Source organism: Streptomyces sp. 2-1 (assembly GCF_048564895.1).
GTDB lineage: Bacteria > Actinomycetota > Actinomycetes > Streptomycetales > Streptomycetaceae > Streptomyces > Streptomyces phaeochromogenes.
This window is the reverse complement of record NZ_CP183383.1, coordinates 3,364,235-3,387,570: the sequence shown is the minus strand read 5'-3', so window position 1 is coordinate 3,387,570 and position 23,336 is coordinate 3,364,235. Positions and strand designations below refer to the sequence as shown.

The 23,336-nt window shown below is 71.3% G+C and carries 20 protein-coding genes, 1 pseudogene and 1 riboswitch; of the genes and pseudogenes, 12 read left to right on the top strand and 9 right to left on the bottom strand.

Features of this window, described 5'->3' with window-relative positions:
- The first annotated feature begins 41 nt into the window (after nucleotides 1-41).
- Nucleotides 42-158: riboswitch (SAM riboswitch) on the top strand.
- Nucleotides 159-330: 172 nt separating this feature from the next.
- Nucleotides 331-1,707 (top strand): aminotransferase class V-fold PLP-dependent enzyme, encoded by a 1,377-nt coding sequence (locus tag ACN20J_RS14935; protein WP_362309233.1) that lies wholly within the window; start codon nucleotides 331-333, stop codon nucleotides 1,705-1,707.
- On the opposite strand, the pseudogene ACN20J_RS14930 reads toward ACN20J_RS14935, so the two are convergent.
- The 7 genes and pseudogenes from ACN20J_RS14930 to ACN20J_RS14900 form a co-directional block, all read right to left on the bottom strand.
- Nucleotides 1,668-2,939: pseudogene (locus tag ACN20J_RS14930) on the bottom strand (glycerate kinase). The gene ACN20J_RS14935 and the pseudogene ACN20J_RS14930 sit on opposite strands and share 40 nt — an antisense overlap.
- Nucleotides 2,940-2,993: 54 nt before the next feature.
- Nucleotides 2,994-4,412, bottom strand: a complete 1,419-nt coding sequence (locus tag ACN20J_RS14925) for an SLC13 family permease (RefSeq protein WP_419666058.1) — start codon at nucleotides 4,410-4,412, stop codon at nucleotides 2,994-2,996.
- Between the two features lie 156 nt (nucleotides 4,413-4,568).
- Nucleotides 4,569-5,231, bottom strand: coding sequence for a response regulator transcription factor (locus tag ACN20J_RS14920; RefSeq protein ID WP_328693604.1), 663 nt, complete (start codon nucleotides 5,229-5,231; stop codon nucleotides 4,569-4,571).
- Nucleotides 5,232-5,315: 84 nt separating this feature from the next.
- A complete protein-coding gene (locus ACN20J_RS14915; RefSeq protein ID WP_419668883.1) occupies nucleotides 5,316-6,788 on the bottom strand; it encodes an ATP-binding protein in 1,473 nt (490 codons plus the stop codon).
- 16 nt (nucleotides 6,789-6,804) lie between these two features.
- Nucleotides 6,805-7,068, bottom strand: coding sequence for a small secreted hydrophilic protein (locus ACN20J_RS14910; protein ID WP_189840259.1), 264 nt, complete (start codon nucleotides 7,066-7,068; stop codon nucleotides 6,805-6,807).
- Between the two features lie 81 nt (nucleotides 7,069-7,149).
- Nucleotides 7,150-7,431, bottom strand: coding sequence for an Lrp/AsnC family transcriptional regulator (locus tag ACN20J_RS14905; RefSeq protein ID WP_055615922.1), 282 nt, complete (start codon nucleotides 7,429-7,431; stop codon nucleotides 7,150-7,152).
- Nucleotides 7,428-8,168 carry a rhomboid family intramembrane serine protease gene (locus tag ACN20J_RS14900; protein WP_189840260.1) on the bottom strand — a complete coding sequence of 247 codons (741 nt, stop codon included), beginning with the start codon at nucleotides 8,166-8,168 and terminating at the stop codon, nucleotides 7,428-7,430. The genes ACN20J_RS14905 and ACN20J_RS14900 overlap by 4 nt, the downstream gene beginning before the upstream one ends.
- 156 nt (nucleotides 8,169-8,324) lie before the next feature.
- Here ACN20J_RS14900 and ACN20J_RS14895 point away from each other — a divergent pair, with 156 nt between their 5' ends.
- From ACN20J_RS14895 to ACN20J_RS14875, 5 genes are all read left to right on the top strand, one after another.
- Nucleotides 8,325-8,564: a hypothetical protein gene (locus ACN20J_RS14895; protein ID WP_055615920.1), complete on the top strand. Its 240-nt coding sequence runs from the start codon at nucleotides 8,325-8,327 to the stop codon at nucleotides 8,562-8,564.
- Between the two features lie 35 nt (nucleotides 8,565-8,599).
- A complete protein-coding gene (locus ACN20J_RS14890; protein WP_189840261.1) occupies nucleotides 8,600-9,952 on the top strand; it encodes an NYN domain-containing protein in 1,353 nt (450 codons plus the stop codon).
- A 353-nt stretch (nucleotides 9,953-10,305) separates the two neighbouring features.
- Nucleotides 10,306-11,337: a C40 family peptidase gene (locus ACN20J_RS14885; protein ID WP_055615928.1), complete on the top strand. Its 1,032-nt coding sequence runs from the start codon at nucleotides 10,306-10,308 to the stop codon at nucleotides 11,335-11,337.
- A 273-nt stretch (nucleotides 11,338-11,610) separates the two neighbouring features.
- The gene (locus tag ACN20J_RS14880; protein WP_419666057.1) at nucleotides 11,611-12,621 is read left to right on the top strand and encodes an NlpC/P60 family protein; all 1,011 of its coding nucleotides are present in this window, start codon (nucleotides 11,611-11,613) and stop codon (nucleotides 12,619-12,621) included.
- Nucleotides 12,622-12,653: 32 nt separating this feature from the next.
- On the top strand, nucleotides 12,654-13,877 hold the full coding sequence (locus tag ACN20J_RS14875) for a hypothetical protein (RefSeq protein WP_373310695.1): 1,224 nt from the start codon (nucleotides 12,654-12,656) through the stop codon (nucleotides 13,875-13,877).
- Between the two features lie 149 nt (nucleotides 13,878-14,026).
- Here the strand turns inward: ACN20J_RS14875 and ACN20J_RS14870 are convergent, their stop codons facing one another.
- Nucleotides 14,027-15,259 (bottom strand): glycosyltransferase 87 family protein, encoded by a 1,233-nt coding sequence (locus ACN20J_RS14870; protein WP_419666056.1) that lies wholly within the window; start codon nucleotides 15,257-15,259, stop codon nucleotides 14,027-14,029.
- 139 nt (nucleotides 15,260-15,398) lie between these two features.
- On the opposite strand from ACN20J_RS14870, the gene ACN20J_RS14865 reads away from it, so the two are divergent.
- On the top strand, nucleotides 15,399-16,541 hold the full coding sequence (locus ACN20J_RS14865; protein ID WP_189840264.1) for a glycosyltransferase family 4 protein: 1,143 nt from the start codon (nucleotides 15,399-15,401) through the stop codon (nucleotides 16,539-16,541).
- Between the two features lie 176 nt (nucleotides 16,542-16,717).
- On the opposite strand, the gene ACN20J_RS14860 is transcribed toward ACN20J_RS14865, so the two are convergent.
- A complete protein-coding gene (locus ACN20J_RS14860) occupies nucleotides 16,718-18,514 on the bottom strand; it encodes an AMP-dependent synthetase/ligase (RefSeq protein WP_189840265.1) in 1,797 nt (598 codons plus the stop codon).
- A 311-nt stretch (nucleotides 18,515-18,825) separates the two neighbouring features.
- On the opposite strand from ACN20J_RS14860, the gene ACN20J_RS14855 reads away from it, so the two are divergent.
- From ACN20J_RS14855 to ACN20J_RS14835, 5 genes are all read left to right on the top strand, one after another.
- Nucleotides 18,826-19,650, top strand: a complete 825-nt coding sequence (locus ACN20J_RS14855) for a metallophosphoesterase family protein (RefSeq protein ID WP_189840266.1) — start codon at nucleotides 18,826-18,828, stop codon at nucleotides 19,648-19,650.
- Nucleotides 19,651-19,788: 138 nt separating this feature from the next.
- The gene (locus ACN20J_RS14850; RefSeq protein WP_055618724.1) at nucleotides 19,789-20,232 is read left to right on the top strand and encodes an SRPBCC family protein; all 444 of its coding nucleotides are present in this window, start codon (nucleotides 19,789-19,791) and stop codon (nucleotides 20,230-20,232) included.
- A gap of 334 nt (nucleotides 20,233-20,566) precedes the next feature.
- Nucleotides 20,567-21,748 carry an ArsA family ATPase gene (locus ACN20J_RS14845; protein ID WP_419666055.1) on the top strand — a complete coding sequence of 394 codons (1,182 nt, stop codon included), beginning with the start codon at nucleotides 20,567-20,569 and terminating at the stop codon, nucleotides 21,746-21,748.
- Between the two features lie 92 nt (nucleotides 21,749-21,840).
- Nucleotides 21,841-22,320, top strand: a complete 480-nt coding sequence (locus tag ACN20J_RS14840) for a DUF5304 domain-containing protein (protein ID WP_189840268.1) — start codon at nucleotides 21,841-21,843, stop codon at nucleotides 22,318-22,320.
- A 53-nt stretch (nucleotides 22,321-22,373) separates the two neighbouring features.
- Nucleotides 22,374-23,327 (top strand): ROK family glucokinase, encoded by a 954-nt coding sequence (locus ACN20J_RS14835; RefSeq protein ID WP_055612056.1) that lies wholly within the window; start codon nucleotides 22,374-22,376, stop codon nucleotides 23,325-23,327.
- The last annotated feature ends 9 nt before the right edge of the window (nucleotides 23,328-23,336 follow it).

The window sequence follows — 23,336 nt, the reverse complement described above, 5'->3', positions numbered from 1 at the left end:
ACGGGGTTGCGGTCGGATCATCGTGTGGCAAGATGCAGGCAGGTCATGAGCGACAGCCATCAGGCCCCGGCCGGCTGTCCGGCAACCCTCCGTCCGTGGCGGGGTGCCCCGGGTGAAGACCAGGCCGTAGGCAGTGAGGTCTACGGCAAGCGCGGACCCCTCGCATCACCAGGGGTCCTGGTCGTTCGAGGGAGTCTTCTGTGAGCCAGCGAATGCGATAGGGCGTCGAGCCCCGCCTCCGCACACCCCTTTTCACCTTCACCCACGCTTGAGCCGTACCCACTCGTACCCGCTCGCGTGGTGTTCCCGCCTGCCTCACAGGAGTTCGCCATGTCTGTTTCCACCGCTGCCGCCGCCGACCGGACCGCCTGCCAGGACACCTCCGGATCGCTGCCCGTTCTTGGACGAGACGTCACCGTCCCGCTCGTCACCGGCGGCGAGGTCACCTACGCCGCGCTCGACTACGCCGCCAGCGCCCCGGCCCTCCAGCGGGTGTGGGACGACGTGGCCGCGTACGCCCCGTACTACGGGAGCGTGCACCGCGGGGCCGGGTACCTCTCCCAGCTGTCCACCGATCTGTTCGAGAACGCCCGCAGGACCGTCGAGGAGTTCCTCGACTGCCGCGACGGCGACCAGGTCGTCTTCACCCGGTCCACCACCGACTCGCTCAACCTCCTCGCCGCCGCGCTCCCCGCCGACTGCCAGGTCTTCGTCTTCGAGACCGAGCACCACGCGTCCCTGCTGCCGTGGAGGGACGCCCGCGTCACCTACCTCAACGCCCCGCGCACCCCGGGCGAGGCCGTCGCGACGCTGGAGCGGGCGCTCGCCGAGCGGGACCCCCACGGCCCGGCGCTCGTGTGCGTCACCGGCGCCTCGAACGTCACCGGCGAGCTGTGGCCCGTACGCGAACTGGCCGCCGCCGCACACACGCACGGCGCCCGGATCGTGCTCGACGCCGCCCAGCTCGCACCCCACCACCCCGTGTCCGTACGGGAGTTGGACGTCGACTGGGTCGCCTTCTCCGGGCACAAGCTGTACGCGCCCTTCGGGTCCGGTGTCCTCGCCGGACGCGCCGACTGGCTGACCGCGGCCGAGCCGTACCTCGCGGGTGGCGGCGCCTCGCGGAAGGTCTCGCGGCGGGTGGACGGCGGCGTCGACGTCGAGTGGCACGAGAGCGCCGCACGGCACGAGGCCGGGTCGCCCAACGTCATCGGCGCCTACTCCATCGCCTCCGCCTGCAAGGCCCTCACCGAGGCCGGCTTCGACACACTGGTCGCCCGCGAGCAGCAGCTCATCGACACCGTCCGGACCGGGCTCGCCGAGGTGCCCGAAGTGCGTGTGCTCTCGCTCTTCGGTGACGACGCGCCCCGCGTCGGTGTCATCTCCTTCGTCGTCGAGGGCTGGAACAGCTCGCACTTCGCCGCCGCGCTCTCCGCCGAGTACGGCATCGGCGTGCGGGACGGTCTGTTCTGCGCGCACCCCCTCGTCCGCACCCTCCTCGGCAGCGACCCGCAGACCCAGGGCGAGTGCGGCGCCCCCGAGGCGGCACCCGGCGAGAAGTCCCTCAACGCCATTCGGGTCAGCTTCGGGGCCGGAACGCCCGACGAGCACGTCGAGCGGTTCGTCCGGGCCGTCAAGGAACTCGTGCGGGACGGTGCGCAGTGGAACTACCGCACTGTGGAAGGGCGTTGCGTCCCGGCGGTGTGATCTGGCGGGGCTCCCCGTGTGACCGCCGCCTGCGGTCACACGCCCGCCCCTCGTGGCAGCCCCGCCCCCAGCAGGATCATCCGCAGGGCGCGCTCGGTCGCGTCGGTGAGGAGTTCGGAGGCTCGTACGAGGGCCTCGGCCAGGGCCATCGGGGCGGGCAGGATGCCGGTGAAGGCGTCCACGCCCGGGACCGTGTGGGCGCCCTCGCCCAGGGTGCCCGCCAGGGCGAGGACCGGGCGTCCGTTCAGCTTGGCTCGGCGGGCCACCTCGGCCGGGACCTTGCCGCGCGGGGTCTGGTGGTCCAGGGCGCCCTCGGCGGTGAGGACCAGGTCGGCGCGGGCGAGGCGGGCGTCCAGGTCGAGGTGGTCGAGGAGCACCTCGAAGCGGGGGAGCAGACGGGCGCCGAGAGCGGCGAGGCCCGCGCCCAGGCCGCCGGAGGCACCCGTGCCGGGGCCGCCGTACAGGTCGCAGGTGACCGGGAGGTCCCGGGTGAGGACGTACGCCCAGTTCTCCAGGCCCGCGGACAACTCCTCGACCTGTGCCGGGGTGGCGCCCTTCTGCGGGCCGAAGACGCGGGCGACTCCGCGTTCGCCGCACAGCACGTTGTACGGGTTGCAGGCGACGAGCAGTTCCGTGTGGGCGAGGCGGGGGTCGAGGCCCTTCGGGTCGATGTGGTGCAGGCGGATCAACTCCCGGCCACCCTGGGGGAGTTCGAAGCCGTCCTGGTCCAGTAGGCGGGCGCCGAGCGCCTGTAGGGCTCCGGCGCCCCCGTCCGACGTACCCGAGTCGCCGCAGCCGACGAGGATGCGGCGTACGCCCGTGTCGAGGGCGGCGCGGATCAGCTCGCCGACGCCGTACGTGGTGGTGGCGCCCGGGTCGCGCAGGCCGTGCGGGACGAGGGAGAGGCCGGCCACCGCCGCCATCTCCACGACGGCCGTGTCGGCGGAGCCGATGCCGGACCCGGTGCCGGTGCCGGATCCGGTGCCGAGCAGTGCGAAGTGGGTGCCCACGGGTTCGCCGAGCGGGCCGGTGGCGGGCAGGGCGACCAGCCGGCCCCCGGTCGCCGAGGCGAGGGCCCGGGCCGTCCCCTCGCCGCCGTCCACCAGAGGGATCAGGTCGACCTCGGCGTCCGGTACGACACGGCGTACGCCCGCCGCGATGGCGTCGGCGGCGGCCTGGGCGGACAGGGACTCCTTGAAGCCACTGGGGGCGACGGCGAAACGGGTCAGCATGGGAGGGGCTCCTTGAGGGCTTTGCGGCTAGGACGGTTTGGGGGCTTCCGGGCATCAGGGCTTCAGGACCGGGACGCCGAGCAGCGGCCACACGGTGAGGGCGAAGAGCAGGACGAGCGCCGCCGTCAGCGGGGCCAGGACCGCGGACAGGCGGAGCAGATCGCGCGGGGTGTAGGTCGGTGTGCCGGGTATCTCGGCGAAGAGCGTGACCGGCTTGGCCGAGGCCGGGAGCGTGTGGCAGAAGCCCGCCGCGGCCGTGGACGCCAGCGCGGCGGCGACCGGGTTGACCCCCGCGCCCACCGCCGCCGCGACCACCAGCGGTACGAGGACGGACGAGCGCGCCGAACGGGACTGCAGGACCAGATGGGCGGCCGTGCTCACCGCGACGACGAGCGCGAGGAACAGCCACGGGGCAACGTCCGCCGGCAGCCCGGACACCAGCCACCCCGCCGCCCCCGAGTCTGCGAGCGCGACGCCCATCGCCATCGTCGCGGCCATGAAGAGGAGCAACGACCAAGGGACGGTCTTCAGGGCGTCCTTCAGACCCACGGTCCCGAGCGCGGGCGAGGCCGCGACGACCGCGCCGATCAGGGCGACGACGGCGGGGGACACCTGGTGGAGCGGCTCGCTGCACCACAGCGCGACCACCGTGGCGAGCAGCAGCGCGCAACGCGACTCGGCGGGCGACCAGGGGCCGGTGACGGGTTGCTCGCTGTGCTGCTGGATGTCAGCGGCCGTGATCCGTACGGGAGTTCGGCGATCCGCGCGCCTTGTCGTCGTCAACAGCACGGTCTCGGCGGCCAGATGGGAGGACGCCACCGCCAACGGCAGTCCGAGCAGCAGCCACTGGGTGAAGTCGATACGGTCCCCGGTCGTCTCCCACAGCACCGACACCGTGATCAGATGTGCACCCGCACCGATCAGGGTCGCCACCGCCGACAGCAGGATCACGGTCGGAAAGAGCAGCGCGAGCATCACGACCAGTCGCTTCCGGTCGGCCAGCACCTTGGCGAGCGCGAGGAACACCGGCAGCGCGAGCGCGGCCCGTCCGGAGGTGGCGGGCACCGCGAAGGCCGTCACGACCAGAGCGGCCGTCGTCAGATGTACCAACTGCCTGACGCTGCGCGCCCCGCCCACCAGGAAGGCCGCCGCCCGCCCCGCGAGCCCCGTCCGGGCCACCGCTGCCGCCAGTACGAACGCACAGATCAGCAGCCAGACCGTCGAGTCCCCGAGGGTGCCGAAGAGCGTCTCGCTGCTGATCACACCGGTCACCGTGAGCGCGAGTCCCGCACCCAGGGCGATGTACGTGTCGTCGATGGGCGTACCGATCCACGCACAGGTCGCCAGCGCGAACACGGCCAGCGTCAGCCGCGCGTCACCACCGAGCCCGGGAAAGTTGCCGGGCACGATCAGGAGGGCACAGAGGCTCAGGGCCACACAGAGGGCGGCGGCTTGCCGGAGATTCAGACTCACGACATTCAGGGTTCAGCGGGGCGGTGAGCCTCCAATGAGCCCCACATGAAGGGGCCTTCATGGACCAGGCAGGGCACGCCCTTTCAGGGGCGCGGGGAACTGCGCACCCAGCCACGAGGCACCCGCACCCATCAACCAACCGCCCCACCGGAACACTCACACGGGGAGCCGATACCCCATACCCCGCACAGTCTCCACCCGCTCAACCCCAAGCTTCTTCCGCAACGAACGCACATACACATCAACGATGTTGGACCCGGGATCGAAGTCATACCCCCACACATGCGACAGGATCTGCTCACGCGACAGAACCTGCCCGGGATGCCGCAAGAACAGCTCCAGCAACACGAACTCACGGGCCGTCAGGTCCACCACCCGCTCGCCCGCGCGAGCCCGCCGCGTACGCAGATCCAACGTGAGGTCACCCCCGCGCAGCACTGTGACCTCGGGAGCCCGTGCCGCCGTACGCAACCGCAGCCGCACCCGTGCGAGGAGCTCCTCGAAGCGGAACGGCTTGGTCATCCAGTCGTCGGCGCCGCCCTCCAGGCCCGCCACCGCGTCGCGTACGGAGTCCCGGGCGGTCAGCACGATCACCGGGACCGTCACCCGGGCCTCGCGCAGTTCGCGCAGCACGGTGAATCCGTCCCGGCCGGGCAGCCCGATGTCCAGGATCACCAGGTCGAAGCCGCCGGTCAGCGCGTACTCGTAGGCCGAGTCGCCGTCCGCCACGACGGTCGTGGTGAAGCCGCCCGCGCGCAGGCCCTTCTCGACGAAGGAGGCGATCCGCTCCTCGTCCTCGACGATCAGGATGCGCTTCATGTCCAACAGGCCTTTCCGGTACGGGCGTTCATGTCCGGGAGCTCATGTGCGGGAGCCCATGTGCGGGTTCTCGTGCGCGGGTGTTCACGCGCGGTCCGTCTCAAGGAGCAGCTCCCGCACCGGGTCGAGCACGACGACGAAGGTGGCCCCGCCGCCCGGGGTCCGCCGCAGCCCGACCCTCCCGCCCCGGTGCCCCTCCGCGATGGCCCGCACGATCGACAGGCCGAGGCCCGCGCCGCTGCCCCGGGTGCCGCGCCGGGAGGTGCCGCGCCGGAACCGTTCGAAGATCACCTCGGCGTCCTGCGGCTGCACACCGGGGCCCGAGTCGGCGACGTACAGCTCGATGTGGCCGCCGGTGACGCGCGAGCCGATCCGGATCGACTGGCCGGGGACGGTGTGCTGCACGGCGTTCTGGGCCAGCTGGACCATCGCCTGGGTGATGCGCTGCGGGTCCAACTGGGCTTCCCCGTCGGCTACTTCGGCCAGTTCCCAGTGGCGGTCGCCGAGCGTGCGGGCCTTGACGAAGACGTCGGCGGTGAGTTCGGCGAGCTGCACGGGTTCGGGGGTCACGAAGTCAGGGCGTTCGGCCTTGGCGAGCAGCAGCAGGTCCTCGACGATGCGGCTCATCCGGTCGAGCTCGTCGGTGACCAGCCGGACGGTCTCCTCGCGCTCGGCCGGGTCGTCGCCCATCAGCTCCAGATGGCCGCGCACGATGGTGATCGGGGTGCGCAGCTCGTGGCCCGCGTCGTCGACGAACTCGCGCTGGGCCGCGAAGGCGCGTTCCAGGCGGTCGAGCATCGCGTTGAAGGTCTCGGCGAGCGCGGCGATGTCGTCGTGGCCGCGGACCGGGATGCGCCGGGTGAGGTCCTGTTCGGTGAGCTGGGCGGCGGCGGTACGCACCAGACGTACCGGCTTGAGGATCCGCCCGGCCACCACCCAGCCGATCCCCGTCGTCATCAGCAGCGCGACCCCGGAGATGGCGAGCAGGATGCGGAACACCTCGTCCACGCGGTCGTGCTCGCGCCCCGGGTGGAAGGCGACCACGAAGGCGGCCTCCGGTTCACCGCCGGAGCGGGCGATGGCGACCTTGGCCCACCGGACGTCCCCGGCGGCGCGGTGCAGCGTGCCGGTGGACTCGGCGGACTCGAAGATCTGCCGGCGGCCGGCCTCGTCCTCGTGCAGGGGCAGTGACGCGGGGATCTCACGGTCCTGGACGAGCTTCGCCGGGGCCGCGTCCGGGCCGCCCGAGAGCAGCCCCATCAGCTCCTCGTCCGGATCGGCGTACTGCCGCTCCAGGAAGACCTTGAGCAGCCGCCCCGGCTCCGTGAACCGCTCCCCGGTCGCGGGGTCCACGCCCCGCTCCTCGAAGTTCGCGAACTCGCCCGCCTCCTGGGCGAGCAGACCGCTGACGCGGGAGTCGACGTCCCGCAGCAGGATCGAACGGGTGGTGGTGGCCACGGCGGCGAGCGCGACGGCCATCACGAGCAGCAGCCAGAGCAGGATGCGGACCCGGGCCGAGATCCGCCGGCGCACGGGAACGTGATCGGGATCGGACATGGGTTCGGGTACGGGCTCAGCCGTCGTCCCCGGGTCCGTCGTCATCGTCATCGTCGTCACTCACCGGAGGCCGGGACACGACCTCGTCACTCGGCGTCGGAGTCGCCGTCGGAGAGGCGGTCGACGTGGGCGTCGCGGAGGGCGACCCACTCTCCAGCTCCACCTTGGGCGGCACCTTGGGAGACTCCGGACTGTCGGTCAGGGCGTAACTCGTGGCGGCGATCCCCAGAGGAATCACCACCACAGCGGCGAGAGCCGCCATCCGATGAGAGAAAACCATGGCCCCGATGCTGCGGGGCCCACCGGTGCGCCTGGATGAGTGCCGGATGAAGAACTCTTCATCCGGGCTCGACGAGCCGTGCTAGTTGTCGAGCCCGATCGCGAACGCGGCCTCGAGGTCGTGCTGAGAGTACGTACGGAACGCCACATGCGTATCCGTCCCCTCCACCCCCGGAATCTTGCTGATCATCCCGGGAATCACATCCGCCAGATCGTCGTGCGCCTTCACCCGGACCATGGCGATCAAGTCGTACGTGCCGGTCACGGAGAACACCTCGCTGACGGAGTCCAGCGCGGCGATCGACTCCGCGATCTCGGGGATCCGGTCCACGCTGGTCTTGATGAGCACGATCGCGGTGATCACGGCTGGTTTTCTCCCTCGGTGGCCGTCGCTGGGGATTTCACTCTAGCTGTACGCCCATAGCGCACCCACGCGTAGAGGAACCCCGCCGAGAAGCCCAGCAGGTGTGCCAGATAGGCCACCGCCGGCCCGTGGGTCGCGCGGCTCGCCGCCATCCACTGGAGGGAGACCCAGAAGGGCAGGACCACCCAGGCCGGAAACCGCAGCGGCAGGAAGAAGAGGAACGGAAAGAGACTGGTCACGCGGGCTTTGGGGAACAGGTAGAGGAACGCGCCGAGGACCGCGGAGATCGCCCCGGACGCGCCGACCAACGTCTGCGCTGAGTCGGAGTGGGCGACCGCGTAGCCGAACAGGGCGAGGTAGCCACAGCCCAGATAGAAGAGGGCGAACGCGAAGTGGCCCATCCTCTCCTCGGCCATCGCCCCGAAGACATAGAGGAAGAGCATGTTCCCCAGCAGATGCAGCCAGCTGCCGTGCACGAAGAGGGCGGTGGCCGGAGTGAGAGCGGCCCTCGGTGTCCCCTCGAACAGTTCGACGGGCACCACGCCCCAGCGCTCGAAATAGGCCCGCTGCGCGGAAAGGAGCTCGTCACCGGTGCCGTACGCGGGGCTGAGGCCCGAGAGCGGACCGATCACGAAGACCAGGCAGCACAGGGCGATCAGTCCGTAGGTCACCGGGGCGGACTGACCCCGGACCGCCCTGACTGCCCTCTCGACGGGGCCACCCCAGTTGCCGATCATGGACAGAGCATGACGTAACGGGACCGAACCGCACAGAGCGCCTCGCCGCTCCCGGCGGACGGGCGTCGAGTACCCGCCAGGCCTTAGGGTTACGAGCCACACGCTCCAGGGAACCTGGTGCGGCATGAGGACTCAGGAAAGTGAGCGACTGCAACGATGACGGTACCCCTGCCGACCGCCGAGACCCGGTGGCGCTGCACGCTCTGCGGCAACCTCACGCGATTCGACGTGACACGGTCGTCGAAGGTCGTCGAGTACGTGCATCTGGACCTGGCCGGGGAACCGAAGATCGAGGAGCGCGAGGTGGTCAGTGAGACCATCGAGTCGGTGCGCTGTCGCTGGTGCAACGCGGTGGATCAGGTGGAACTGGTGGACAGGCCGGGCGCCGGCTCCTGACAGGAGCGGGCCCCGCACGGACGATGGGGTGAAGGATGGTGGAGACCACCACGGGCGGGGAGCCGGACGACGGCGCCGCCGAGGTGCTCGACCGTCCGCTGCCCGACGGCGTGCGCCGCAGGGTCGTACAGATCGTCTCGGACGGTTTCGGCGGGCTCACCGTGGCCGAACTGCCCGTACAGCTGCGGCAGTACGCCCGGTTCGCCCCCAATCGCCGTGCCAAGTTCGCGGGCAACGCGATGGCGGCGGCCCTGGAGACGGACCCGCTTTTCAGACAGCGCATCGCCGAGAAGCTCAGAGAGGCCCAGTCGGAGCTGACCGGCGCCCTCGCCTCCGGCTCGCCGCCCCCGGCCGCGGACCCGCTGGACGTGGCGGCCGCGGCCTATGTGCTGCGTCCCCCGGGCTGGGTGAAGCTGGTGACCGCCGCGGGCGAGGAGGCCCTGCGGGCGGACGCCGAGCGCGCCGACGAGGAGACCCGCGCCGAGCTGGACCGGCTGCGCGAGGAGCTCGCCGAGGCGCGCGGCCAGACCCGCACCGAGACGGAGCGGCTGCGTACGGAGCTGGAGTCGGCGAAGAAGGAAGCCGAATCGCTTCACCGCAAGCTGCGCGGTGCCCTCAGTGACGTCAAGCGCGGCGAGGCGGCCCTGCGCAAGCTGCGGGGCGAGATGGAGTCGGTCCGCGGCGAGGGGCAGGCCCATGTGTCCGCCGCCGAGAGCGAGACCCGGCGGCTCAAGGCGCGGCTGAGCGAGGTCGAGGCCACCCTGGAGGCCACCCGCCGCGCGGCCCGCGAGGGACGCAGCGTCGAGGACATGCGCGTACGGCTGCTCCTCGACACCGTGCTCGACGCGGCACAGGGGCTGCGGCGCGAACTCGCCCTGCCGCCGGTGTCGGTGCGGCCCGCGGAGACCGTGGACGCGGTCGAACCGGGACGGATGACACCAAAAGACATCGCGGCCCGCGCGCTGTCCGAAAACGATCCCGCGATCCTCGACCAGCTGCTCGCGCTGCCGCAGGCGCATCTGGTCGTCGACGGCTACAACGTCACCAAGACCGGCTATCCGCAGATGCCCCTGGAGAAACAGCGGCTGCGGCTCCTCGGACAGCTCTCGCAGCTCGCCGCGCAGACCGGCGCCGAGGTCACCTGTGTCTTCGACGGGGCCGAGCTGGCCGCCCCGGTGCTGCTCGCCCCGCCGCGCGGGGTGCGGGTGCTCTTCTCCAAACCGGGCGTCACCGCCGACGAGTTGATCCGCCAGCTGGTGCGCGCCGAGCCGCCCGGGCGGCCCGTCATCGTCGTCTCGACCGACCGTGAGGTGGCCGACGGGGTGGCGAAGGCGGGAGCGCGTCCGGTGGCCTCCGCGGTGCTCCTGAAGCGTTTCTCGCGCGGCTGAGCGAGCGGGTTTCGCGCGGCTCCGCAAGGGAATTTCGCGTGACCGACCTTCTGATGGTGTACGTCACCTACGTAACAGGCACCCCAAGTGCAACACATGTGCATCTTGCCCGAATTGGCGAAACCTTCACGCAACGTAGCGTCAAACGAGCATTACTGCATGTGAGTTGAGTGCAAAGAATGCGGTCGGTGACCGAGATTTTTCCGAGGAGGATTTGAACTGATCACAAGAACATCACTAGGGTCAGCCGTCGAACCTCTACTCGGGTGATCACTCATTGGGAGTGACGGTGGAGGGGCACCGCCAACCGGTGTTCTCGGTAGGCGGCTGAGGTAATGAAGGAGCTCGCCTCCGTGGCGTCCCACCGTCGACCGAAGCAGCCGAGCCGCACCCGTGTGACCGTGCTCACCACCGCCGCCGCTGCAGCCGTGGCCCTCAGCTCCCAGGCGGCCAACGCCGCGCCCAGCGAGAAGCCGGGCAAGGCCGAGGTCAAGGCCAAGGTCGACAAGCTCTACGAAGAGGTGGAGCGCGCCACCGACAAGGCCAACGGGGCCGAGGAGAAGCAGGAAAAGCTCGAAAAAGAGATCGACACCATCCAGGACCAGGTCGCGCGAGGCCAGGACGAGCTCAACACCATGCGCGACAGCCTCGGTCTGATGGCCAGCTCCCAGTACCGCACGGGCGCGATCGACCCCTCCGTCCAGCTCTTCCTCTCCGCCGACCCGGACGACTACCTCGACAAGGCGTCCACGATCGACCAGCTGAGCGCTCAGCAGGTCGAGGCGCTGAAGAAGGTCCAGGAGAAGCAGCGGACCCTCGCCCAGCAGCGTCAGGAAGCCGCCGGCAAGCTCAAGGACCTCTCCGAGACCCGCAAGACCCTGGGTCAGAAGAAGAAGGAAGTCCAGACCAAGCTCGCCGACGCACGCAAGCTCCTCAACACCCTGACCGCCAAGGAGCAGGCGGCCCTGACCGCCGCGGACACGCGCGCCAGCCGCGATGCCGGCGACCGCATCGAACTCGGCAACGAGGTGCCCGCCTCCGAGCGCGGCGCCGCCGCCCTCGCCGCCGCCAAGACCCAGATGGGCAAGCCGTACGTCTCCGGCGGCAGCGGCCCCAACTCGTACGACTGCTCCGGTCTGACGCAGTGGGCGTACGGCCAGGCCGGTGTGTCGATATCCCGGACCACCTACACGCAGCAGAACGACGGCGTGAAGATCGGCCGCGATCAGCTCAAGCCCGGCGACCTCGTGTTCTTCAACAGCCTCGGCCACGTCGGTCTGTACGCGGGCAACGGCGTCATCGTGCACGCCCCGAAGCCGGGTGCCGTCGTCCGTCTCGAGTCCATGAGCACGATCGGCACCTTCCAGTTCGGCGTCCGGGTCTGATCCTCGGCCCTCGCCGGGTCGTCCGCGATCCGATCCGCCCCGTGGCCCGGAACCTCTCCGGGCCCGCCGGGAAGTTGATCGCCACGCCGCCCGAACGGGCGAATTCCCGTAACTCGCGCTGACCCCACGCCCCGCTGATGACCTGCGTCTGAGGCGGGGCGTCACGTTGTGTACCCGTATGGGTCTTTGGCCACCGCGTAGTCGCACGGCTACTGTCTGCCGCGTTTCCCCCAACTCCGGGGGGCACGTCAGCGGAAGGGAGTGCGGCTTCCTGTGGGGTCCCATCGCCGCCTTGTACCGTCCGGCTTCGACCGGGGCGCCCGAGGCGCCACCCTGTGCGTACTGACCGCCGCGGCCGCGGCCCTCGGCATCCTGCCGGCCGGTGCCGCGCCGCAGGACGACACCCGTGCCGAGGTGGACCGGCTGTACGAGGAGGCCGAGCACGCCACCGAGTCGTACAACAAGGCCGACGAGCGCACGGACACACTGCGCGACCAGGTGGACAGGGCGCAGGACCGGATCGCCAGACAGCAGGACCGCATCAACACCATGCGGGACGCGCTCGGTTCGCTCGCCGGGGCCCAGTACCGCTCCGGCGGCCTCGATCCCTCGCTGGCGCTGATGTTCTCCGACGACCCGGACGACTACCTCGACAAGGCGGCCGTGCTCGACCGGATCAGCTCCCGGCAGGCCGGGGAACTCAAGGAACTGCAGGGCGCCATGCGTGATCTCTCCCAGGAGCGCGAGGAGGCGACCCGCAAGCTCGGCGAACTGGACAAGAGCCGCAAGGCGGTCGCCCGGCACAAGCGCACGGTCGAGCAGAAACTGTCCAAGGCACGGCAGTTGCTCAACGCCATGCCCGGCGCCGACCGCGCCGCCTACGACCGGGCCTCCCGCTCGGGCCGCGTCCCCGACCTCACCGGCGCCGTCCCGTCCTCCGGCCGGGCCGCGGCCGCCGTCGCCGCGGCCCGCTCGGCCGTCGGCCGCCCGTACGTCTGGGGCGCCAACGGGCCCTCCGGGTTCGACTGTTCCGGCCTCACCCAGTGGTCGTACGCGCAGGCCGGTGTCGGTCTGCCGCGCACCTCGCAGGCCCAGGCGCACACCGGACGGGCGGTGCCGCTCTCCCAGGCGCAGCCCGGCGACATCGTCACCTACCGGGGCGACGCCAGCCATGTCGGGATGTACGTGGGCAACGGCCAGGTGATCCACGCGCCCTACCCGGGCGCCCCGGTGCGCTACGACCCGGTGGGCATGATGCCCGTCAACACCGTGACGCGCCCCTGACCCCACGGGCGCGGCGCCGTACGATCAGGGTCGTGGCTGGTCGTGGGCGTGCGCCGAGGTGGGTCGTGGGAGTGCTGCTGGCGGCTCTGACCGCGTCGGCCGGCTGCGGTGGCGGCTCCGGGACCGACAGCGCCTCCGGCGACGTCCAGCGCGTGCTCGACACGAGGGCGGCGGCGGTGCGCGACGGCAACGAGCGGGAGTTCGTGGCGACGCAGGCACCGGCCACCCTCGCCGCGGGCGAACGGGCCGCCGCGCGCACCGAGTTCAGGAACCTGCGGGGGGTCCCGCTGGCCGACTGGACGTACCGCGTGACCGGCCTCCACCGCTCAGGCGACCGCGCCACGGCCGACGCGGAGCTCCGCTACCGCATAGAGGGCTACGACCGGGCCCCCATCGTCACCGCCCGCACGCTGAGCCTCGCCCGGGCCGACGGGCGCTGGTACGTGACCGCCGACCGGCCCGCCAAGGACTCCAGCCAGCAGCTGTGGGAGCAGGGGGCCGTCCAGGCCGTACGCGGCGAGCACAGCCTCGTCCTGGGCGTCGGGCGCCCCCGCGACGCGCTGCGCCACTACGCGGAACTGGCCGACCGCGCGGTGCCCGCCGTGCGGGAGGCGTGGGGCGAGAACTGGTCGCGGCGGGTCGTCGTCCTCGTACCGAAGTCGCTGGACGGGATGGCGGGGCTGCTCGGGGCGCCCGCGTCCGGGTACCGGGGGATCGCCGCCGTCACCACGGGCGAGGCGGGCGGATCCGCGAAGGCGCCCGCCGACCGGATCATCGTCAACCCCGACGCGTACGGGGTGCTCGGCGCCTTCGGGCGACAGGTCGTCCTCACCCACGAGACGACCCATGTGGCGACCCGCGCGTCGACCTCGGCCGCCACTCCGCTGTGGCTCTCCGAGGGGTACGCGGACTGGGTCGGCTACCGCGGCACCGGGCGCACGGCCCCGCAGGCCGCGCCGGAGCTGGCACGGGCGGTGGCCGAGGGGCGGGTGCCCGACGCGCTGCCGGGCGACGAGGACTTCGGGTTCGGCGGCGACGCGGGGTCGCTGGCGCGGGCCTATGAGGGTGGGTGGCTGGCCTGCCGGATGATTGCCGAGCGGTGGGGTGAGGTGCGGCTGGGGGAGTTCTACCGGGCCGTGGGGGAGCGGGAGAAGAGGGCGGGGGCGGTGGAGGCGGGGATGCGAGAGGTTCTGGGTACGTCGCTGGAGGAGTTCACCGAGCAGTGGCGGGCCTATGTGCGGGATCGGCTTGGGTGATGGGTGCGGGCCGGTCGTGGCTAGGTGCGCAGTTCCCCGCGCCCCTAAAGACGCCTGGGCTGTAGCCGCAGTTGTTTTAGGGGCGCGGGGAACTGCGCACCCAGCCACGACGGACCCGCACACGAAACCCCGGACGCCGGCGGATCCACTCAGGAGTTCAGCGTCTCCTGAGTGCGGGGAGTCTGGCTGGGCAGCTCAGGCGTGGTCGCGTACGACACCGTGTCGCGCCAGAGGAGCGTGCCGGCGGTGACGGACGCGGCCACCAGCAGCCCGTTGCGGATCACCAGCAGGGTGATGCCAAGACCGTCGCTGCCGACGACGTTCGCGAAATAGATGGGGAACTCCAGGACGGTGAAGAAGCACGCCGTCAGGACCATCCCGGCCGGCAGCCCCATCCGGCTGCCGCGGAAGACCAGGCACACGGCGGCCAGACCGACCAGCCACACCATGTACTGCGGGCTGATCACCCGGCTGGTCGTCGTGAACAGGAGCACCGCGACGAACGCGGCGTCCGCGACCGTGTGTGCCAGGAAGCGCGTCGCCAGCAGCCGCCACATCAGCAGCCAGCCGAACGCGAGCGCCGTCAGCAGCAGGGCCGCCGTGCTCACCAGGTCCACGTACGGGCCGAGGAACTCCACCGAGCCGTAGTTCAGCAGGACCTGGCCCTCCCACCCGTGGTGCCGGGCGATGTGGAAGACCAGGGAGCCGAGGGACTCGACCTCGGTTCCCCGGTCGCGCTGGAAGGTCATGAACGCGAACGCGCCCGGCATCGACACCGCGAACAACAGTGCCAGCCCCGCGGCCGTCGCCGCCGCCGCGCCCCACGCCCTCCGCTTCGCCGAGCCCACCAGCAGCAGCGCAGGCCACACCTTCAGCATCGCGCCGAACGCGGCGAGCACGCCCATCACGCGCGGATGCCGGGCACCCGCGAGGATCGCGGCCACGACGACGGCCGTCACCATCACGTCGTACCGCGAGTACACCGTCGGCCCGAGCAGCGGTACGCCCACCACCCACGCCCAGGCGCCGCGCAGCGACTTGCCCGGACGCCGGCCCGCGTACAGGAGCAGACCGAAGGCGACCAGGTCGGCGAGGAAGGCCAGGACGAAGAACGCCGACGTGTACTCCAGGAAGGGCAGCAGCGCGGGGGAGAGGATCGCGAGCGCCGCGGCCGGCGGGTACTGCCAGGTCACGTCGTCCAGCGGGAAGGTGCCGGTGCGCAGGACCTCGTACCAGCCCTGGTAGATCACCGAGACGTCGCTGGTGACATCGGGGCCGGGGAAGATCCACACCTTGAAGACGAAGAGCAGCAGCATCAGCCTGGTCAGGCCCCAGGCCCCCACCAGCGGATACGGGAACCTCGCCCCCCTCGCTCCCGTCATGCCCACCTGTCCTCTTCGGTACGGATCCTGTGTGCGGCCATGATTCCCCGCGCGCCTGTGCGAGAGCCATGAAGCGCGGCCGTGCGGAGCTGCCGGGTGCGGGTTCGGTGCGTCCGTGCTTTCGGTACTGTCGACGGCGATGCACAAGACCCTGATCGTGACCAACGACTTTCCGCCGAGACCGGGCGGCATCCAGGCCTTCCTGCACAACATGGCGTTGCGCCTGGACCCCGAGCGGCTCGTCGTCTACGCGTCCACCTGGAAGCGGGGCCGGGAGGGAGCCGAGGCGACGGCCGCCTTCGACGCCGAACAGCCCTTCGCCATCGTACGCGACCGAACAACCATGCTGCTGCCCACTCCGGGGGTCTCCCAGCGGGCCGTGGGCCTGCTCAGGAAGCACGGTTGTACGTCGGTGTGGTTCGGTGCCGCGGCGCCGCTCGGGCTGCTGGCGCCGGCGCTGAGGAAGGCCGGCGCGGAGCGCCTGGTGGCCACGACGCACGGTCATGAGGCGGGGTGGGCGCAACTGCCGGGCTCGCGCGGGCTGCTGCGCAGGATCGGCGAGTCGACGGACACGATCACGTATCTCGGCGAGTACACGCGCTCGCGGATCGCCGCCGCGCTGACGCCCGAGGCCGCCGCGCGGATGGCCCAACTCCCGCCCGGCGTCGACGAGAAGACCTTCCACCCCGGTTCGGGCGGTGACGTCGTCCGCGCCCGCCTCGGGCTGACCGACCGCCCGGTGGTCGTCTGCGTCTCCCGGCTGGTGCCGCGCAAGGGCCAGGACACGCTCATCCTCGCGATGCCGCGGATCCTGGCGAGCGAGCCCGAGGCGGTGCTGCTGATCGTGGGCGGCGGGCCGTACGAGAAGGACCTGCGCAGGCTCGCGCACGAGACCGGGGTCGCCGACTCCGTCCGCTTCACCGGAGCCGTCCCCTGGTCGGAACTGCCCGCCCACTACGGCGCCGGTGACGTCTTCGCCATGCCGTGCCGCACCCGCCGTGGGGGCCTCGACGTCGAGGGCCTCGGCATCGTCTACCTGGAGGCCTCCGCGACCGGGCTTCCCGTGGTCGCCGGCGACTCCGGGGGTGCGCCCGATGCCGTCCTCGACGGCGAGACCGGCTGGGTCGTCCGGGGCGGCTCCCCCGAGGACGCGGCCGACCGCATCACCGCCCTGCTCGGCGATCCGGAGCTGCGGTGCCGGATGGGGGAGCGGGGGCGTGAGTGGGTCGAGGAGAAGTGGCGCTGGGACCTGCTGGCGGAGAGGCTGAAGGAGCTGTTGTAGGCGTCCGCGGGCACGGCTGAGGGTTGGTTGCGCCTGATCGCGCAGCTCCGGCGCCCCTAGAAGAGACGTCTCCGTTTTAGGGGCGCGGGGAACTGCGCGACGGCGCCACAACCAACCCGCACGGTCAGGATCACCGCGCCCAAGACGTCTCGTGGTGAAGGCTTCTCCGTCGGGCATCAGCCCCGGTAGATGGCCTCGATCTCGTCGGCGTAATCCTTCGCCACCACATTGCGCTTGAGCTTCAGGGACGGCGTGAGGTGCCCGGAGTCCTCGGTGAACTGGTGGGCGAGAATCCGGAACTTCCGCACCGACTCCGCCTTCGACACCGCGGCGTTGCCGTCGTCGACAGCGCTCTGGATCGCCGCGAGCAGATCCGGATCCTGGCCGAGCGACGACGCGGTGGAACCGGCCGGCTTGCCGTGCTCCTCGGCCCAGCGGCCCAGGAACTCGTCGTCGATGGTGACCAGCGCGCCCACGAACGGACGCCCGTCGCCGACGACCATGCATTCGGCGACCAGCGCGTGCGCGCGGATGCGGTCCTCGATCACGGCCGGGGCGACGTTCTTGCCGCCCGCGGTGACGATGATCTCCTTCTTGCGGCCGGTGATCCGCAGATAGCCGTCCTCGTCGAGCGTGCCGATGTCGCCGGTGTGGAACCAGCCGTCGGCGAGCGCCTCGGCGGTGGCGGCCTCGTTGTTCCAGTACCCCTTGAACAGGTGCTCGCCGTGCAGCAGCACCTCGCCGTCGTCCGCGATGCGGATCACGGAACCCGGCAGCGGCTGGCCGACCGTGCCGATCTTCTGCCGGTCCCACGGGTTGAAGGCAGTGGCCGCGCAGGACTCGGTGAGGCCGTAGCCCTCCAGGACCGTGAAGCCGATGCCGCGGAAGAAGTGGCCGAGCCGCTCGCCCAGCGGGGCGCCGCCCGAGATCGCGTACTCGCCCTTGCCGCCGAGCACCGCGCGCAGCTTGCTGTAGACGAGCGCGTCGAACGTCCTGTGCTTGATCCGCAGGCCGATCGACGGGCCCGACGGGGTGTCCAGCGCGCGGCTGTACGCGATCGCCGTGTCCGCCGCCTTGTCGAAGATCTTGCCCTTGCCGTCCGCCTGCGCCTTGGCCCGCGCCGAGTTGTAGACCTTCTCGAAGACGCGCGGCACACCGAGGATCAACGTCGGCCGGAACGAGGCCAGTTCGTCCGTGAGGTTCTTGATGTCCGGGACCATGCCCAGCTTGATCGGCGCCATCATCGGCGCGACCTGCACGAGCCGCCCGAAGACGTGCGCGAGCGGCAGGAAGAGCAGCACCGAGCACTCACCCGTACGGAACAGGGGGCGCAGCCGCTCCACGATGTTGCCGCACTCGGCGAAGAAGCTGCGGTGGGTCAGCACGCAGCCCTTGGGGCGCCCGGTCGTACCGCTCGTGTAGACGATGGTCGCCGGGTCGTCGGCCTTGGCGAGCGAGCTGCGCTCCTCCACGGCGGCGTCCGTGACGTCCTTGCCGGCCCGGCCCAGCTCCTCGACACCGCCGCCCTCGATCTGCCAGACGTGCTTGAGATGGGGCAGCCCGTGACGCACCGACTCCACGGCGGCCGCGTGCGCGTCCAGTTCCACGACGACGGCGGTCGCGCCCGAGTCGCCGAGGATCCACTGCACCTGCTCCGCCGAACTGGTCTCGTACACCGGCACGGTGACCGCGCCCGCGCTCCAGATCGCGAAGTCGAGGAGCGTCCACTCGTAGCGCGTACGCGACATGAGGCCGACCCGGTCGCCGGGCGCCACGCCCGAGGCGATCAGGCCCTTGGCGGCGGCCTGCACCTCGGCGAGGAAGGTCGTGGCCGAGACATCCGTCCAAGTGCCGCCGACCTTACGGGCGATGACCGCCACGTCCGGATGCTGCGCGGCGTTTCTGCGGACGATGTCGGTCAGATTGCCGTCCGCGGGGACCTCGTACAAAGCCGGAAGGCTGAACTCGCGCAAGACTGCTGCTCCTCATAGGGCGCCGACGCCACGACTTCGTGTGATGCGACGGAGCGGTCCAAGGCTCGGGCGTGTGCTCTGGGACCCAAGGTGGTTGAAACCCTGAGCACGACTGGACTGCCCGGACGTTACCCGCCGGTACTGCCTCTACGACAGGGGGGTCGGGTGAGATGTTCCCCGCGTCACACGCGTTGGTGTTCCTCTTGGGTGTTTCTCCGCGCAGAGTAGTCCACCACGTTACTGACTGGGAGGTAACCGCAGGTCCGCCCGCGTCTACACACGTTTGCTCCACAGGCTTACCCTTGATCGCCATGGCAGGCACACAAGGCGGCGACGCCGACGACATCGGCGGCCCGGGCGGCGAGGCCCGAAAGACGCGCATCCACGTCGTGAGCGACGTACACGGCAATGTCCGTGACCTGGTCAGGGCCGGTGACGGCGCGGACGCCCTGATCTGTCTCGGCGATCTCGTGCTCTTCATCGACTACGCCGACCACTCCCGCGGCATCTTCCCGGACCTCTTCGGCACCGAGAACACGGACCGCATCGTCGAGCTGCGCACCGCCCGCCACTACGAGGAGGCCCGGGCCTTCGGCGCGCGGCTGTGGGCGGGCGTCGACCGCGGACCCGCCATCGAGAAGGCCGTGCGCAAGCAGTACGCCGAACTGTTCGCGGCGTTCCCCACTCCGACGTACGCCACCTACGGCAACGTCGACGTGCCACCCCTGTGGTCGGAGTACGCCGGGCCAGGCACCACCGTGCTCGACGGTGAGCGGGTCGAGATCGGCGGCCGGGTCTTCGGCTTCGTCGGCGGGGGCCTGCGTACGCCCATGCGGACGCCGTACGAGATCAGCGACGAGGAGTACGCGGCGAAGATCGAGGCCGTCGGAGAGGTCGACGTGCTGTGCACGCACATTCCGCCGGAGGTTCCCGAGCTCGTCTACGACACGGTGGCGCGGCGCTTCGAGCGGGGGAGCCGGGCACTGCTCGACGCGATCCGGCGCACCCGGCCCCGCTATTCGCTCTTCGGCCACGTCCACCAACCGCTCGCCCGGCGGATGCGCGTCGGCGCCACGGAGTGCGTCAACGTGGGTCACTTCGCCGGAACGGGGAAGCCGTGGGTGCTGGAGTGGTGAGGGCCGGCGGCGGTCGCAGGGCCGGGGGCGGGCGGCGGTCCGCCGCGCGGTAGCCTTCACGCTGCATACACAGGTAGGAAGCGTTCGTACCACGAAGAACACCCCTATGTCCGGACCGCATCTGGAGGAGCCACGGCGATGGCGGAACACACCAGCTCGAGCATCACGATCGAGGCGGCACCGGCCGATGTCATGGCGGTGATCGCCGACTTCGCCCGCTATCCGGACTGGACCGGCGAGGTGAAGGAGGCGGAGGTGCTCGCCACCGACGAGAAGGGCCGCGCCGAGCAGGTACGCCTCGTCATGGACGCCGGCGCGATCAAGGACGACCAGACCCTCGGCTACACCTGGACCGGCGACCACGAGGTCTCCTGGACCCTGGTCAAGTCCCAGATGCTCCGCTCCCTCGACGGCTCCTACATCCTCAAGCCCGCGGGCACCGGCGCCACCCAGGTCACCTACCAGCTCACCGTCGACGTCAAGATCCCCATGCTCGGCATGATCAAGCGCAAGGCGGAAAAGGTCATCATCGACCGCGCGCTGGCGGGCCTGAAGAAGAGGGTGGAGTCGGGCGAGAAGTAGGCGGCGCGGGTGGGCGGGGGCTGATCGCGCAGTTCCCCGCGCCCCTGAAAAGCGCGGCTGCGCCCCAATTTTTCAGCCGAGCCCAGTCTTCTCAGCCCGTCCGGCGTTTGAGGACGAGGCCGTTCAGGCCGATCTCCCACCCGCCCACGGTCAACCCACCCACCCTCATCAGCCCCGCCCACCCACTCAGCCCGTCCGGCGTTTGAGGACGAGCGCGTTCAGCGCGATATGGGGGTCTGGGGGCGGAGCCCCCAGGGACGGGACGGGTAGGGGCGGCGGGGGCGAGACCCTCTCTGCTCAGCCCGCCGGCCAGGCACCGGTACCGTTGACAGACATGCGCACCATCCTGATCACCGGCCCCGGCGGCTCCGGCCGCACCACCGTCGCCGCGGCCACCGCCCTGCAGGCCTCCCGCCAGGGAACCCGCACCCTGGTGCTCACAGCCGACCGCACCGACACCCTCGGCGCCATCCTCGGCACCCCCACCGGCGCCACCCCCACTGAGGCCGCCCCCCACCTCACCACCTGGCGACCGGACGCGACCGAGGCCTTCCGCACGGACCTCCTCGCGTTCCAGGACCGCGCCACCACCGCCCTCGACCTGCTGGGCGCCGCCCGTCTGGACGGCGAGGAACTCACCCCCCTCCCCGGTGCCGAGGAACTCGCCCTGCTCCGCGCCCTGCGCGACGCGGCCACGGCGGACACGTACGACCTCCTGGTCGTCGACCTGCCGCCCACCCCCCAGGCCCTCGCCCTCCTCGCCCTCCCCGAACAACTCCGCCGCTACCTCCGCCGCCTGCTCCCCGCGGAGCGCCAGGCGGCCCGCGCCCTGCGCCCCGTACTCGGCCGTCTCGCCGGCGTCCCGATGCCCTCGGAGTGGCTGTACGAGACGGCAGCCCGCTGGGACGTCGAGCTGGCCGCCGTCCAGCTGGCCGTCGAGGACGCGGCCACGACCGTACGGCTGGTCGCGGAGCCGGGCCCGGCCGGCACCGACGCCGTACGCGCCGCGGCCACCGGCCTCGCCCTGCGCGGCCTGCGCACCGACGCCCTGGTCGCGAACCGCGTCCTGCCCGACGCGTCCCCCGACACCTGGCTCGCCGCCCTCGCCGTACAGCAGCGCAAGGCACTCGACGAGTGGCGCGACGAGTGGGGGCGGACGTTCGACGTACGCGAGCTCCCCCACCTCGGCCGGGACCCGCGCGGCGCCGAGGACCTCGCCGCGCTGCCCGTGCCCGCGCCGGGCGACGCCCCGGGACCGGTCGAGTGGCCCGTCGCCGACCGCCTCGCCGACGACGGCGTGCTCGTCTGGCACATCCCGCTCCCCTGCGCGATACGGGAGGAGCTCGACCTCGTACGCCGTGGCGACGAACTCGTGGTCACGGCAGGGCAGTTCCGCCGGATCGTCCCGCTCCCGTCCGCCCTGCGCCGCTGCACGGTGGACGGTGCCTCCCTGCGCGACGGCGAACTGGCCGTCCGCTTCGCGCCGGACCCGGACCTGTGGCCCCGCGGAAGGTGACCGAGTCCGTTTCTGTGGCCGCGCGCACGATGAACGGCGTACCCCCGTTCGGGTAACGTCGAGAGATACAGATCCCACGCTTGGAGTCCGCCATGAGCGATGAGCGCCCCACGTCCGACGCCGACGCCGCCGAGGACGCGCTCGACGAGGTGCGCGCGACCGACGCCGATGCCTGGGCGAAGGCGTGCGCCGAGGACCTCGCCGCGGAGAAGGCCCGCCGCCGCGTCCAGAACGGCCAGCCGCCCGGCTCGGCCGCCGAGGAACTGCGCAAGCTCGTCGACGCCGTCGCCGACAAGCTCTCCGGACTGCAGTCGCCACTGCTCGGCGCGGTCGCCGGCGGCGCCGCCCAGCAGATGGTCAACCAGGTGGTGCAGCAGGCCAAGGCCGCCGTCGAGCCCGTCATCGAGCGCAACCCGGACGTCTTCGACCACCTGGCCACCGCGGGCTCCGAACTGCTCGCCGCCTACCGCTCCGCGGTCGAGGCGCAGGAGCGGCGCTGGACCACCCGTGACACCGGCCCCGGCCCCCGTGACGAGGGCACCGGTCCCGGTGAACACATCGACCTCGACTGAAGCCCCTCGGGTACGGTTGGCCGTAGCGGGGCTCGACCGAAACTGAGGGATTCATGGGACTCACCATCGGCGTCGATATCGGCGGCACGAAGATCGCGGCCGGCGTGGTCGATGAGGAAGGCAACATCCTCTCGACCTTCAAGGTGCCGACTCCGACGACGCCGCAGGCCATCGTGGACGCGATCGCCGCGGCCGTAGAGGGTGCCCGGGCGGGGCACGAGATCGTCGGCGTGGGCATCGGCGCCGCCGGATACGTCAACCGCCAGCGCTCGACGGTCTACTTCGCCCCGAACATCGACTGGCGGCAGGAGCCCCTGAAGGACGAGGTGGAGGCCCGCGTGGGCCTGCCGGTCGTCGTCGAGAACGACGCGAACGCCGCGGCGTGGGGCGAGTACAAGTTCGGCGCGGGCAAAGGCCACCGCAACGTCATCTGCATCACGCTGGGCACCGGTCTCGGCGGCGGCATCATCATCGGCAACAAGCTGCGCCGCGGGCACTTCGGCGTGGCCGCCGAGTTCGGCCACATCCGGATGGTCCCCGACGGCCTGCTGTGCGGCTGCGGCTCCCAGGGCTGCTGGGAGCAGTACGCGTCCGGTCGCGCCCTCGTCAGGTACGCGAAGCAGCGCGCCAACGCGACCCCCGAGAACGCGGAGATCCTGCTGTCGCTCGGCGACGGCTCCCCCGACGGCATCGAGGGCAAGCACATCTCGATGGCCGCCCGCCAGGGTGACGCCGTGGCCGTCGACTCGTACCGCGAGCTGGCCCGCTGGGCCGGTGCCGGGCTGGCCGATCTGGCCTCGCTCTTCGACCCCTCCGCGTTCATCGTCGGCGGCGGTCTCTCGGACGAGGGCGAGCTGGTCCTCGACCCCATCCGCAAGTCCTACAAGCGCTGGCTCGTGGGCGGCAACTGGCGTCCCGTCGCCGACGTCATCGCCGCCCGACTGGGCAACGAGGCGGGGCTGGTGGGTGCGGCGGACCTGGCTCGGGAGCCCGATCCGATCATGTAGTCGCGCTTC

Excerpts from the sequence above, each read along its gene's own strand:
- ACN20J_RS14935 (WP_362309233.1), top strand. The coding sequence starts at position 331 with ATGTCTGTTTCCACCGCTGCCGCCGCCGACCGGACCGCCTGCCAGGAC.
- ACN20J_RS14920 (WP_328693604.1), bottom strand. The coding sequence starts at position 5,231 with ATGAAGCGCATCCTGATCGTCGAGGACGAGGAGCGGATCGCCTCCTTC.
- ACN20J_RS14915 (WP_419668883.1), bottom strand. The coding sequence starts at position 6,788 with ATGTCCGATCCCGATCACGTTCCCGTGCGCCGGCGGATCTCGGCCCGG.
- ACN20J_RS14910 (WP_189840259.1), bottom strand. The coding sequence starts at position 7,068 with ATGGTTTTCTCTCATCGGATGGCGGCTCTCGCCGCTGTGGTGGTGATT.
- ACN20J_RS14900 (WP_189840260.1), bottom strand. The coding sequence starts at position 8,168 with ATGATCGGCAACTGGGGTGGCCCCGTCGAGAGGGCAGTCAGGGCGGTC.
- ACN20J_RS14895 (WP_055615920.1), top strand. The coding sequence starts at position 8,325 with ATGACGGTACCCCTGCCGACCGCCGAGACCCGGTGGCGCTGCACGCTC.
- ACN20J_RS14890 (WP_189840261.1), top strand. The coding sequence starts at position 8,600 with ATGGTGGAGACCACCACGGGCGGGGAGCCGGACGACGGCGCCGCCGAG.
- ACN20J_RS14870 (WP_419666056.1), bottom strand. The coding sequence starts at position 15,259 with ATGACGGGAGCGAGGGGGGCGAGGTTCCCGTATCCGCTGGTGGGGGCC.
- ACN20J_RS14865 (WP_189840264.1), top strand. The coding sequence starts at position 15,399 with ATGCACAAGACCCTGATCGTGACCAACGACTTTCCGCCGAGACCGGGC.
- ACN20J_RS14855 (WP_189840266.1), top strand. The coding sequence starts at position 18,826 with ATGGCAGGCACACAAGGCGGCGACGCCGACGACATCGGCGGCCCGGGC.
- ACN20J_RS14850 (WP_055618724.1), top strand. The coding sequence starts at position 19,789 with ATGGCGGAACACACCAGCTCGAGCATCACGATCGAGGCGGCACCGGCC.
- ACN20J_RS14845 (WP_419666055.1), top strand. The coding sequence starts at position 20,567 with ATGCGCACCATCCTGATCACCGGCCCCGGCGGCTCCGGCCGCACCACC.
- ACN20J_RS14840 (WP_189840268.1), top strand. The coding sequence starts at position 21,841 with ATGAGCGATGAGCGCCCCACGTCCGACGCCGACGCCGCCGAGGACGCG.
- ACN20J_RS14835 (WP_055612056.1), top strand. The coding sequence starts at position 22,374 with ATGGGACTCACCATCGGCGTCGATATCGGCGGCACGAAGATCGCGGCC.